Below are 12,291 nucleotides of genomic sequence, written 5' to 3'. Positions count from 1 at the left end.
TGAATCTCCTTTCGGATGTCGAATTTAAGCCTATTCGCTTAATCAAACAAATCCAATCAATCCTGATATCGAGCCTGAAATTGACTTGGAGAAAGCCCGGTACCCCGTTTAAATGCATGATAAAAACTGGAAATACTTTGATACCCAACTTGATAACCAATTTCCGTGCTATTTAAGGTGGTTGTTACAAGAAGTTCTTTTGCTTTCGTAATCCTGACCTTTTCCAAATACATACGAGGAGTATTTCCAGTTCTATCTTTGAAGAGCCGGTTTAAATGAAAAGGACTGACTCCTACCATGGCTGCCATTTCATCCAAAGTCATTTTTTGACTATAATTATTTTCGATAGCTTGCATCGTATCTTCTATAACAGATTCGATTGGGTCATAAGTTATTATTGATTTCAAGTCTGGCCGACATCTCTTACAGGGGCGATATCCCATTTTACAAGCCTCAGCTGCATTTGAAAAAAAGGAAACATTTTCACGTTTAGGGATCCTAGACTTACAAGAAGGTCGACAAAAAACACCCGTTGTCTTGACTGCATAAAAAAATAATCCATCATATGCAGAACTACATGAAATTGTGGCATTCCACATGACAATTTGAGACAAATTATTTTGGCCCCTCATGAAATTTCAATCCTTCCTTGTAAGATAAAATCTTCTTACTTAAAATCATATAACTTGAATATAAGACTGCCACAATCAAAGGAACAACAATATATAACTGAAAAAAAGGAATAACGAATAAACACATAACGAAGGACACAAGTGATGCCCACCATGACATTGTGTTTTTTCTAAGTAATTTAATGCCTGCTGCCATAGTTAGAACGTAAACTATAATTCCAAGTGAAGTCGGTATAAACAATATATCATCAAACGTTAGTGACAAAGCATTTGTTACCAAAACACCTGTTATCGAAAAACTGATAACAAATATAACCATCTTTCTTGGAATTTGAGTAGTTGCATGCAGTCTTGAAAAAAATCTTGGAAAGGCCCCATTCCTACTTAATGAATATCCCAATTGCGTAAGACTGGCTACAAATGCATTCGCTGTCCCTGTACAAATAATTAACGCTAAACATGCCGTGACGACTTTTGCTCCCAAGCCTACTGTATCCCCCATTATAACACCAATAGGGGATAGGTTACTTTCTTTACTTCCATAAGTAGCCGTTCCTATAGTAACCAGGCTTAACGATAAAAATAATAAGCCAATGACAACTGCACTAACAACAGCTCCTTTGACGATATCTTTTTCTGGCCTTTTAAAGTACAAAGCGAGATTACAGATCGCCTCCCAACCGAAAAAAGACCAAAAGATAAACGTTACCGCACTTCCGACAGAAAACCATCCATTTGGAACAAAGGGAGAAAAATTGCCCCATTGTACTCTTGGGATTGACACAAATATAGTTGCCAATAAAAGAATCAGTAATAAAGAACTTAAAATCAACGCAACTTTGCCACTGACATTTACGCCGTAATAATTGGAAACACCTGCAATTACCAAAATAAAGATGGCAGTTACAGTTGTTTCAAGATGTGAATATCCAAATGCCTGACTGACGTAAAAAGCACCGGTTAAGGATACAATTGTTTGACCGACTGCTGCTGTTACGAAGTAAAACCACCCAATGATATTGCCAAGATGATATCCGAAAGAACTTCTTACAAAGGTTGCTGCTCCACCAGCATCCGGATATTCTTGTGCCAAACTAGCAAAGGAATAAGCAAGCGGAAAGCAAATTAAAATAACAATAAACCAAGATAAAATGGATGCAGGACCTGCTATTGATGCCGTTACTCCCGTTAAAAAAAGGACACCTGACCCTAGGATAGCTGCAATGTATAAGGCAATTCCTTGATATAACCCAATGGATTTATTGTTCATGATCTCCCCCCTTATATAACATTTAGTGTATTAATAAAAAGGGGGGAATTCTTCCTGTTTTTTGCGGTTTAATTCGATTAATAAAATCTCCAATTCAATTATTATAAAAGATCTTATTTCACAAACCTAATTCATTAATTTAAGTATATCCATTCACAATATCCCCTCATACTAATCTGATAGTTCCAATATGTGAATTTACTTTTTAAATCAACAAGACTCTTCTCATAACAAGAAAATCGCACGGTGAATTTATATATAACTCACCGTGCGATTTAGCTTTGAATGAAATTGTGTGTACCTCTAAACGGACTCCGCTAAGATATCTGTCCCTTTCTTAATCGCGCTTTCTTTTATTTTTCTTTCCATTAATGTTTAAAAATTCACTATCGCTCGAAAACTCTACATCATCCTTACGGTTACGCTCCGGCTCTGTGTTATATTTAATTACGTTTCGCTGCTTTCCTTTATCCTTATTGCGATTCTTATTTTGCTCTGACATGTAATAACCTCCTTTAAAAATCCCATCTGGTTTAGTATGTCCATGGGTAAAAAATCTTATTTTATTTGAAGTAATTCGTACATTTTTTTATTACAAATCGTCAAACTAAACCCTAAAGGAGGAGATTCATTATGGCAAAAGACAAGAAGAAAAAACATAAAAGCAAAGAAGAACTAAATGAAATGAAAGGCAAAAAAAGATTCCCTAAAAATCGCCAATAATATATTAGGTGCCAGGCACTTGTCGATATTCGACAAGTGCCTGGCACCAATCCATTACACTTTAAATGTTTTTATGAGTTGATCAAGTTGGTTAGAGAGTGAGTCGAGTGAATCACACATGCCCGTTAACTCTTCCATGGTTGCACTCTGCTGCTGTGCGGATGAAGCAACCTCTTGTGTACCTGATTTCGCTTGCTCTACTGCACCTGCTGTATTAGTTGTAGCCTCCACTATTTGTTCGTTTTTAGCGGTTAATTCTTGCATTTCAGTATTAATTTGCTCGATCTGCTTCTTAATACTCGTTGTTGCATGATTAATATCTTTCATAATTCCTTCCATATCATTAATCGAAATTACCATTTCATTTATTTCATTCTTACTTACACCCATATCCGCAGCAATTTGTTTAATACCATCTTGTACAGCTACAATTAAACTTTGTATTGTGTCGGTTGAGTTACTGGATTGTGTCGCAAGCTTCCTAACTTCATCAGCAACCACAGCAAACCCTTTACCGGATTCGCCAGCTCTTGCCGCTTCTATTGCAGCATTTAACGCTAGGAGATTCGTTTGTTCTGCTATACTACTGATAACGTGAATAATCTCCCCAATTTCATCCGAATGCTTTGTTAAATTAGTAACATTTGCAATCGTTTCATCTGCATTTAACTGTACTACCTTCGACTTGTCAATTGATGTTGATACAGCCTTTTCCCCGGACTGTACCAATTCTGTTACTTTCCCAGCATCTTTACTCGCGTAATCAACATTACTAGCTACGCGCTGGCTTGAAGCAGAAATAACATTTGCAGTTTCCACAATTGTATTTATTTCCCCTTCCATTACTTCACTTCCATTAGATATCTCTTCAACATTTGAAGCGATTTGTTCAGAAGCTGCTTGTGTTTCTTTGGAAGCCTTCTGCACTTCATTTGATTGCGTTTTCATTTGCTCACTAGAATGCTGTATTTCCTGAATCAATCCTTGGATACGATCTGCCATACCATTGAATGTTTCACTTAGCTGCTCAAACTCATCCTTCGTTTTTATTTTACTACGTGTCGTAAAATCATTTTCAGATAGTCGCTCTGCTAACTGAGTAAGTTGATTTAATGGTTTTTTGATCAATAATTTTATGATTAAATAAGCCCCCAATGCACCTAGCAAAATACTAACCAATGCAGATACTACATTTAGCATCAGTGTATTTTCTAAGTATTGCTGTGCAAAGCCTAGCACTGTAGTACGAAGCGTTATTAATAAAAATAATAAAACAACAATAAAAGCTGTTAACTTAATCTGCAAACCAAAACGAACCTTTTTCATATAATACACTCCAGTTTATACAAGTGCCTGGCACCTGTCAGTTTTTGTAGAATTTTGCCATTCCTATAATATTATTATATCAATTGCATTTTTAGAAGATAGTTGTAAATTATGGGTTATTTATGGAATATTTGTGAACATCGTGTTGAGGGTAATGTTTGTTCTTGGAGGTTGATAATTCTGATAAGTATTTAACTAGATGAAGGAGTGAATTGTATTTACCACCTCCGTTCCAAATAATTGAATACGTTAAGGAAAATCACCGGAATTTATGTTGATCGTGACTTTATAAAATAATATAGGAGGGGCATTAGACGTGAACAGTCTTTTAGCTCCTCCTGCCATTTTTAATGTTACATTCACATGATTTTGTTGTTTAAATCATACTAACCATTTAAACGAATCTTACTAATACTTGGGTTTCCTACTTCTTCAAGTTCTTCAAGAAAACGTTCATTTAAGACTTTAATATACGTACCTTTCATCCCCAACGAACGAGAATCAATAACACCAGCACTTTCAAGTTTTCTCAGTGCATTAACAATTACGGAACGCGTAATTCCTACTCGATCAGCTACTTTAGAAGCGACAAGCAAGCCTTCTATGCCATTAAGTTCCTCGAGAATGTATTCAATAGCTTCTAATTCACTAAAGGATAGGGAACTAATTGCCATTTGAGCAATCGCTTTTGTTCTTGCCTCTACCTTAACTTGTTCTGTATTTTCATGTAGAATCTCTAATCCAACAACCGTTGCACCATATTCAGCAAGTAACAAATCATCATCGTTAAAGCTCTCAGATATTCTGCCTATTACTAATGTTCCAAGACGGTCTCCACCACCAATAATTGGTACGATTGTAGTTAACCCATCTTTGAAAAATTCACGATTTTCAATAGGGAAAACTGTATAATTACTTTCCACAGTAATATTTGCAGTAGTTTCACGAATTTCAAACAATCCCTTTGTATACTCTTCAGGAAATTGTCTCTCTTCTAACATGCTTCTCATCCGCTCATTGTCAATTTCCTGGTTAATTGCGAATCCAAGCAATTCACCTTCACGATTAAGAATGAAAACATTCCCTTTAATGATTTCTGTTAATGTAACCGCCATGTCATTATAATTTACAGACTTTCCAGTTGATTTTTGTAACATGGAGTTCATGCTTCTCGTTTTCGTTAATAAATTCATAATGTATCCTCCTAATTTCCTATTCGTTTTTCTTCACTCCGGTAAAATTACTATTTTTATCCTTCACTCACTGTTAAACGTTGATATTGAATGATTAACAGATCAACTTCTCTACTACTTTCTAATGTATGTTTGCTCCCAAACCCAGTAAGTTTGGCAGTTTTTAGCATCATTTCTCTTTTTTGATTGATCTTTTTTAATAAATTTTCCTTTTGCAAAGTCGACATCTCCTTCGGATAATAATAGGTCATGCTGCAATGGGAAAATTCCTTTATGTATGATGTAAAAATCAAGAAGTAGTTAAGCTTAATAACATAGTAACCATGCTTTACCTACATAAATGAAATATATCCAATAACTATAGAAGTATTATAAATTTATAATAAATTACGAATTCACTATTGTGAATAAGAAGTCCTTCTCGTTCTATATAGTACTTTCTTCTCATTATCGGTGCCTGGCACCTTTTTAATCGGAGTGTATAAATTGCTTTGTTCTGTATCATCTTAAGTTTGAGGTGAATATATGTTGAATCGAGCAATAACGACAGCTTTGATTGGGATTGGTGCTGCACAGTTTCTGAAGGTGCCATTGCATTATTTAGAAACCGGCACATGGGACTGGAAGAAGGCATTTGGTTCTGGAGACATGCCTAGTTCTCATTCTTCTGCAGTAACATCTTTAACTACTTACATCGCACTTAAAAAGGGAGTACCATCGATTGACTTCGGTGTGAGTAGCATTTTCAGCTTAATTGTAATGTATGATGCAATGGGAATTCGGTGGCAAGCTGGACAAACTGCCATTGCTGTTAACGATATGTACGAACAGTTAGAGAAGCTCGCTGATGACCACCCTGGTTTTTCCTATAAAAAACGTGAGAAAGAACTGAAAGAAATGCTTGGACATATGCCTATCGAAGTAGTTGGTGGAGCAGCGCTAGGAGTTGCGATCGGTTCACTCAGCTACTTAACAGAACAAAACAGGGGCTAACCATGTTGGACTAGCCCCCACACCTCAACATCACTTTCCACATGCTTCTCTCAACTTTCTATAGATGGCCTCCATATGTTTTCGATCCAGTTCATTCATCGACTCCATATCAAACACGTTTATAATATGATAATGAAAGGCCCATATTTTTCGAATGATCGTCCAATTTTCGATAATTAATGTAATTTTATACAGGACATCAAGAATACTATAGCCAACTGAAACATCCTCTCTCCCATAAAATATAATTTGCTGGAAACTTTTATATAAATATTCCTCATAAGAATGCGCTTGTTTGATAACTCTCAACTGTTCATTCTCGTCTGTTAAATATCTTACTTCTTTGAAATCCCGACCTAATTCACCTAATATAGAGCCTATTCTATTAATACACGAAATAGCAGTGTCCGGGTCATTTACTGAAGGTGAGACTGCTTTAATCGCTATTTCAACTAACTTCTGTATATTAAATTCGATATCCTCTAGATCTGTTCTTTCGTTGCCAATAATAATACACTCGTGGATGCTATCCAGCCCCTCACATTGTTCTTGTGATTTCAACTGATAAATTTTCAGCATTGGTAAATGTTTCGTAACATACGCGCCTATATGATATGGAATTTCAATAATGCAACCATTCTTCTTGGCCCAATTCACTAAAAACAACCAATCAATTTTCTGTATATACCCAGATGCTGTAGCATGTACATCATAAACGACAGTTTTAATTTCCTCAATCTCTTTATCATCCCACGCCTCATGCTCTCCATATTTCTTTTTCTGTTTCAGATTTTCTATAACCCGTGTACTATCTACATGAATAAAATCAACCAATCGACTAACTTGTAGCCACCGGGAAGCATGATGAATAAAATAAATAAAAAACCCTAAGGAAACGACAGCTATGATAACCATCAATACCGGTCCACTCACTGTATCATGAGCTCCCAATACGATTAAATTTACTAGCGCAAATATAAACCCAAAACAAAAAACACCTAAAATGTGGTGCGTAATCCGACTTTGCATAAAGTCTTGTAATGTCCTTTGCGAAAATTGTGAAGAATACGTAGTTAAGACGACCATAATTACCGAGAAGCTAATTGTAGTCATTGTCAAGATCGCAGTAACTAACGATGTATATAACCCCCTCGCAATATTATCATCTATAATTAACAGGTTTGGTAATTCTTCCTTTTGATATCGAAGCAGCCACTCGTCCACTTGATGTAAAAGGACAACCAGTACCAATGATACAACGCTATAAACTGTAGGAACGAACCAAAAGCTATCCCTCATTTTAATCCAAACTTTAAACCCCTTAAACAAGTAAATGCCCCCTAACAAACTCAAATGGTTACAATATTATGAGTATTGGTTTGGAAAGCAATCGTTATTCACTCGAGTCACAAGTCGCGTACTTTTTTTGACAATCTTCAATTACACTAAAATTTCCGAAATAATTGCTTTATGAGCTTGTCTTACAATCATTTCCCCTGTTATGAGAGCAAATGCTCCATATTACATACCACCTCATCATTTGACGATTCGATTTCTATTTTACTATACTGTTAAAGTCTACTCGTGACTTTAGTCGCATGAAAGTTGAACTAGGGAGATGTTTTTTATTTGTTACCTAAAAAAATTATTGAATAATACTTCATTATCTAGAAGCTTTTTACTAGTAATAAGTATTTTACTTATAATGAATTTAATTGCTTGTTCAGCAATGAGCAGTAATAGTGAAAACAACGAACCAAAAGACGATAAAGAAGAAGATACAGTCAAACTCGTTTACGTGGAGTGGGCCTCCGAGATAGCTAGTACATACGTTGTAAAAGCTGCTATCGAGGAAAGATTAGGCTACGAAACCGAGATCCTTCCAGTATCTACAATCGCGATGTGGGAATCGATCGCTACTGGAGATCAAGATGGTATGGTGGCAGCATGGATGCCTTCCCTACATGAGAACTACTATAATGAACATAAAGAACATATCGAAAATCTAGGACCTAACCTAGAAGGAGCCGTAATGGGACTTGCTGTACCCGACTATGTTCCAATTGATTCCATTGAAGAACTTGAAGAATATGCCAATGAGTTTGATGGGAAAATTATTGGAATTGATCCAGGATCAGGGATCATGGAAAAAACAGAAGATGTACTAAGTGGTTATAACCTTGATCAGTTCAACCTAATTACCGGTAGTGATTCTACCATGACGAAAACGTTGAAAAACGCGATAAACGACAATCGTTGGATTGTTGTAACAGGATGGACACCGCATTGGAAATTTGCCAAATGGGACCTAAAATATCTACAAGACCCAAAAAACATTTATGGTAGTGAAGAATACATAAGTACCATGGTACGTGACAATTTACAGGAGGATAAACCAGATGTTTATCGCTTTCTCGATAATTTCTACTGGGAACCAAGTGACATGGAACAAGTAATGTATTGGCAAGAGGAAGATGGTTTAACACCTGAAGAAGCTGCCCAGCGTTGGATTCAAGAAAATCAAGATACAGTTGATCAATGGTTCAATTAATCTAGTTCCAGCAAGCCAAGAATAAATAAACAAGGAGTGGATGTGCACCATGAATGATCGAATAAAAAATACGACTACTACGATGGTTAGAAAAAACCTATCCAATAAGTGGTTTATCGTATCGGTCGTTACTACAATTTCGCTTATCATCCTTCTTGTTTGGGGATTAAGTCATTCAAGTCGCACATTAGAAAGCTTTGAAGAAAATGGCTTGGCGATCGAGAAAGCTTCGGGTGAATTATTATTAAGTACGAAGGAACTAGAAATGGCAGTACAAATGGCAGCAGCGACAGGTGACCTTGCATGGCAGGAATCATACAATCAGACCAAGCCAGAAGTAAAAGCTGTTCTAGGCCGTATATCGAAACTCATAAATCTCGAAGAAGCCTCACAGAAAACCGAGGAAATAAACACCTATTTAGAAGAAATAAATGCATTAGAACAAAAAGCCTTCAACCTAATAAGCCGTGGTGAAGTTGAAGATGCCGTAAAACTAGTATCAGGTTGGGAATATACAAAAAATCAGATTGCCTTAACAGAGGCTACCGAAGAATTAACCCACTTTACGAATGACTATATTAGTAATCAAATTGCTTTTGAAGAGAAGCTAACTTCATACCTCTTATCCAGTGTGTTTGTTCTCCTTATCTTATTAATCCTGTCCTGGCTAGTATCTATTAAACATTGGAAAAATAACTTCATGAAAATACGAGAAAAAGAAGATGAGATTACCTACCTCAGTTACCATGATTCATTAACTGGAATTTATAATCGTAGATACTTTGATTCGGAACTACGTCGCTTAGATAAAGAAAAACAAATTCCAATCACGATCATTATATGTGATGCTAATCGACTGAAAGAACTGAATGATACGCTAGGTCATCATGTTGGAGATGGATTATTAATCGAAATAGCCTCTATCCTAAAAGAAGTAGTCGGGAAAAAGGGGATCGTATCTCGTTGGGGTGGAGATGAATTTGGAATCATTTTGCCATATACAGACTCCACAGCAGCCAAATCGATGATTACAGACATAAACAATAAATGTAAACAATCAAATTTTGAACCAGAAACACCAAGCATCTCAATTGGTTTTGCGGTAAAAACTCAATTGCATCAAGATATTAATCGCACCTTTACATTGGCCGAAACTAGAATGTATAAGAAAAAGAACAGCCTTAGAAATGGGAAGACTAGATATAAAAAACGACATTAAGATTCAGCACCGTAATCGTGTCCCTCAGTATAGAAGAATTTCTATCAAAAAGCCTAAAACGACATTTCATCGATTTAGGCTTTTCTATTTCTAATCATTCTTACTTAATTTTTCCACATTCGCTTTAACAGCATTTATAATAGCTGAGCGGAATCCACTCTCCTCCAAACGAGCTACCGATTGAATCGTAGATCCACCAGGTGAACAGACTTCATCCTTTAATTGAGCAGGGTGTGTACCAGTCTCTAACACCATTTTTGACGCCCCATATACTGTTTGAGCAGCCAACGTATATGCTGTCTCTCTTGGCATTCCATATAACACAGCAGCGTCAGCTAGTGCTTCAATATACATATAGATAAAAGCAGGAGAGGAGCCTGCCACAGCACTTGCCGTATCCATTAGTTTTTCATCAATGCACTCCACTTTGCCGAAGCTTTCAAACAATGCCTGGACTTCTTCTTTTTCTTGCTCTGTTACGAATTCGTTGAAGCTAATACTTGTCATACCTTCCCCAATTAGAACAGGGGTATTTGGCATAGCTTTTACCACCTTTAGCTTCCGTTCGAAACGCTCTTCATTTTCAGCTAAACCTTCCCCAGCTGCTATAAGAATTATGATTGCATCTTCCCGGATGGCATCTTTAATTTCGTCGATCACAGTAGGATATTTATCAGGAGTAACAGAGAGGAATACGATCTCACAGCTATGTGCAACATCTATATTGTTTTCAGCAATCTGGATGCCATAGTTTTCCCTTACATCCATTAATTTTGGCATGGTACGATTGGAAGCGAGCACATCCTCAGGACGAGCAAAACCTGATTGGACAATACCACCTATTATCGCCTCTGCCATATGTCCACTACCAATAAAGCCTATTTTTTTGTTCATATAAAAAATCCTTTCAATATGTAAGTCAGTCCAACTAACTATTCTAGTATAGGTCAAGGATTTACTCAACTAACTGTATATTAGGAAAGTTGTTAATCTTATTAGAAAACAATATAGTATGAAGGATAGAAAAGCTGCCCAGTACAATAGACAGCCCTCCATCACAGAATGGGATTATTTTTTCCCATCATTTAGACGTCTAGCTTCTTCAGGACTAGACATTTTTGTAGATCCTTTATATCGTAATCCTACATCACGATCAGATTCAACACGACCACTTTCTCGAAGTTTCTTTTCTTGACGATCTCTACCCATTTCAGCACCTCCTACTCTGTTAAGATAAGTTGAAAACTAGTATTTTATTCATTGATTAATATGGACTAAACCATCCAAGATATAAGATTATGACAAGTGATGTAACATTAAGGATAAAAACAAACCAATCGCAGTTACAAAACCTACAAATGGTCCCCCCTCCTTAAATGCCTCTGGCATCATCGTTGATGCAATCATGGATATAATTGCTCCACCAGCAAATGCACTCATGATTGCTTTGATACTATCAGGGGCCGAATCCAACAATGCCCCTCCCCAGGAGCTTAGTGCGGAAAAAAACACAACAAGAGCCCATAAAAATAGTATCTTTTTCTTAGAGTACCCATTCTGTTGTAGCCCAACTGTACTGGAAATACCTTCTGGCAAATTACTAATAAATATCGAAATAACTAGTGCAAAACTAACCGACCCACCTCCAATGAGGCTCATTCCAATCATTGCAGATTCTGGAAGGGTGTCCATTATTGTACCAATGAAAATTCCTAACCCAGACCCCTTCGAACTACTTCCAGAATCCGATTCACCTCGGTCTGAATGTTTTCGTTTTTGACCGCCACGCCGAGAAATAATGACATCTAAAATGGTAAAAATGAGTGCCCCACCAAGAAAGCCAAACGCAATCTCTAGAAACCCACTCATTTTTACGGCATCTTCTAATAATTCAAATGTTGTTGCACCTATCAATGCACCTGTACCTAGCGCCATAATAAATGCAATCACCCGTTTAGGAATGGAGAACTTTAGAACAATTAATGCACCTAACATTGTCGCTGACGCAGCAATCGTTCCCCACATAATCGCATACCACAAAATAAGTCCCCCTTAATCAAAGTAAACATTACTAATCATTTTTTTCTAAATCCTAATAAGATATACTTCACGACCTAATGATGAAGATGTTTTTTTCAAGTTAAACAAGGAAATCACTTTCATATCCCATGGTCCCGTCCTATAATAGTTATGATAAAAGCGAAAATTGTCTAAACTGGAAATAGAGTAAATTCTTCAATCAGCGAGGTTTTCTTCATCCCTCCTGTTTGTTAGATCAACGAATCGGACATTTCACTTTCAGTTAATCCCTCTACTAACCTACTTAGTTTTACCTTGAAGGTTTGAAAGGGAGGTCTTAGGACGCACAGGACGTGCTAGTGCCG

At 36.7% G+C, this 12,291-nt stretch carries 13 protein-coding genes; 3 read left to right on the top strand and 10 right to left on the bottom strand.

Going from position 1 to position 12,291, the window contains the following annotated elements:
* Positions 1–56 precede the first annotated feature (56 nt).
* From BMX40_RS08485 to BMX40_RS08465, 6 genes are all read right to left on the bottom strand, one after another.
* Entirely contained in the window at positions 57–632 is a 576-nt protein-coding gene (locus BMX40_RS08485) for a bifunctional transcriptional activator/DNA repair enzyme AdaA (RefSeq protein ID WP_090868805.1), read from the bottom strand.
* Positions 616–1,902: an APC family permease gene (locus tag BMX40_RS08480; RefSeq protein WP_090868803.1), complete on the bottom strand. Its 1,287-nt coding sequence runs from the start codon at positions 1,900–1,902 to the stop codon at positions 616–618. The genes BMX40_RS08485 and BMX40_RS08480 overlap by 17 nt, the downstream gene beginning before the upstream one ends.
* A 337-nt stretch (positions 1,903–2,239) precedes the next feature.
* Complete coding sequence (locus BMX40_RS20200; RefSeq protein WP_170840721.1) at positions 2,240–2,404, bottom strand: hypothetical protein; 165 nt, start codon at positions 2,402–2,404, stop codon at positions 2,240–2,242.
* 275 nt (positions 2,405–2,679) lie between these two features.
* A complete protein-coding gene (locus BMX40_RS08475; protein ID WP_090868801.1) occupies positions 2,680–3,951 on the bottom strand; it encodes a methyl-accepting chemotaxis protein in 1,272 nt (423 codons plus the stop codon).
* Positions 3,952–4,337: 386 nt separating this feature from the next.
* Positions 4,338–5,144: a GTP-sensing pleiotropic transcriptional regulator CodY gene (gene codY / locus BMX40_RS08470; RefSeq protein WP_090868799.1), complete on the bottom strand. Its 807-nt coding sequence runs from the start codon at positions 5,142–5,144 to the stop codon at positions 4,338–4,340.
* Positions 5,145–5,200: 56 nt separating this feature from the next.
* Positions 5,201–5,362: an aspartyl-phosphate phosphatase Spo0E family protein gene (locus BMX40_RS08465; RefSeq protein ID WP_170840720.1), complete on the bottom strand. Its 162-nt coding sequence runs from the start codon at positions 5,360–5,362 to the stop codon at positions 5,201–5,203.
* A 310-nt stretch (positions 5,363–5,672) separates the two neighbouring features.
* Between BMX40_RS08465 and BMX40_RS08460 the strand changes: the two genes are divergently transcribed.
* Positions 5,673–6,137, top strand: coding sequence for a divergent PAP2 family protein (locus BMX40_RS08460; RefSeq protein WP_090869007.1), 465 nt, complete (start codon positions 5,673–5,675; stop codon positions 6,135–6,137).
* A 30-nt stretch (positions 6,138–6,167) separates the two neighbouring features.
* Here BMX40_RS08460 and BMX40_RS08455 read toward each other — a convergent pair whose 3' ends face one another.
* The gene (locus BMX40_RS08455; protein WP_090868795.1) at positions 6,168–7,466 is read right to left on the bottom strand and encodes a DUF2254 domain-containing protein; all 1,299 of its coding nucleotides are present in this window, start codon (positions 7,464–7,466) and stop codon (positions 6,168–6,170) included.
* A gap of 376 nt (positions 7,467–7,842) precedes the next feature.
* On the opposite strand from BMX40_RS08455, the gene BMX40_RS08450 reads away from it, so the two are divergent.
* Both BMX40_RS08450 and BMX40_RS08445 read left to right on the top strand, forming a co-directional pair.
* On the top strand, positions 7,843–8,688 hold the full coding sequence (locus BMX40_RS08450; protein WP_170840719.1) for a glycine betaine ABC transporter substrate-binding protein: 846 nt from the start codon (positions 7,843–7,845) through the stop codon (positions 8,686–8,688).
* Between the two features lie 49 nt (positions 8,689–8,737).
* Positions 8,738–9,907, top strand: coding sequence for a diguanylate cyclase domain-containing protein (locus tag BMX40_RS08445; RefSeq protein WP_170840718.1), 1,170 nt, complete (start codon positions 8,738–8,740; stop codon positions 9,905–9,907).
* Positions 9,908–9,997: 90 nt separating this feature from the next.
* Here BMX40_RS08445 and proC read toward each other — a convergent pair whose 3' ends face one another.
* From proC to BMX40_RS08430, 3 genes are all read right to left on the bottom strand, one after another.
* Positions 9,998–10,801: a pyrroline-5-carboxylate reductase gene (gene proC / locus BMX40_RS08440; RefSeq protein WP_090868788.1), complete on the bottom strand. Its 804-nt coding sequence runs from the start codon at positions 10,799–10,801 to the stop codon at positions 9,998–10,000.
* Positions 10,802–10,975: 174 nt separating this feature from the next.
* Positions 10,976–11,116, bottom strand: a complete 141-nt coding sequence (locus tag BMX40_RS08435; RefSeq protein WP_087971477.1) for a YpzI family protein — start codon at positions 11,114–11,116, stop codon at positions 10,976–10,978.
* Positions 11,117–11,203: 87 nt separating this feature from the next.
* Positions 11,204–11,947 (bottom strand): ZIP family metal transporter, encoded by a 744-nt coding sequence (locus tag BMX40_RS08430; RefSeq protein WP_090868786.1) that lies wholly within the window; start codon positions 11,945–11,947, stop codon positions 11,204–11,206.
* Positions 11,948–12,291 lie beyond the last annotated feature (344 nt).

It is taken from the genome of Oceanobacillus limi (assembly GCF_900111445.1).
GTDB classification, from domain to species: Bacteria; Bacillota; Bacilli; order Bacillales; family Amphibacillaceae; genus Ornithinibacillus; species Ornithinibacillus limi.
The sequence above is the reverse complement of the archived record's forward strand: the minus strand, read 5'-3'. Positions and strand labels throughout refer to the sequence as shown.

Coding starts and splice junctions, on each gene's coding strand:
- BMX40_RS08485 (WP_090868805.1), bottom strand. CDS start 632: ATGAGGGGCCAAAATAATTTGTCTCAAATTGTCATGTGGAATGCCACA.
- BMX40_RS08480 (WP_090868803.1), bottom strand. CDS start 1,902: ATGAACAATAAATCCATTGGGTTATATCAAGGAATTGCCTTATACATT.
- BMX40_RS20200 (WP_170840721.1), bottom strand. CDS start 2,404: ATGTCAGAGCAAAATAAGAATCGCAATAAGGATAAAGGAAAGCAGCGA.
- BMX40_RS08475 (WP_090868801.1), bottom strand. CDS start 3,951: ATGAAAAAGGTTCGTTTTGGTTTGCAGATTAAGTTAACAGCTTTTATT.
- codY (WP_090868799.1), bottom strand. CDS start 5,144: ATGAATTTATTAACGAAAACGAGAAGCATGAACTCCATGTTACAAAAA.
- BMX40_RS08450 (WP_170840719.1), top strand. CDS start 7,843: ATGAATTTAATTGCTTGTTCAGCAATGAGCAGTAATAGTGAAAACAAC.
- BMX40_RS08445 (WP_170840718.1), top strand. CDS start 8,738: ATGAATGATCGAATAAAAAATACGACTACTACGATGGTTAGAAAAAAC.
- proC (WP_090868788.1), bottom strand. CDS start 10,801: ATGAACAAAAAAATAGGCTTTATTGGTAGTGGACATATGGCAGAGGCG.
- BMX40_RS08435 (WP_087971477.1), bottom strand. CDS start 11,116: ATGGGTAGAGATCGTCAAGAAAAGAAACTTCGAGAAAGTGGTCGTGTT.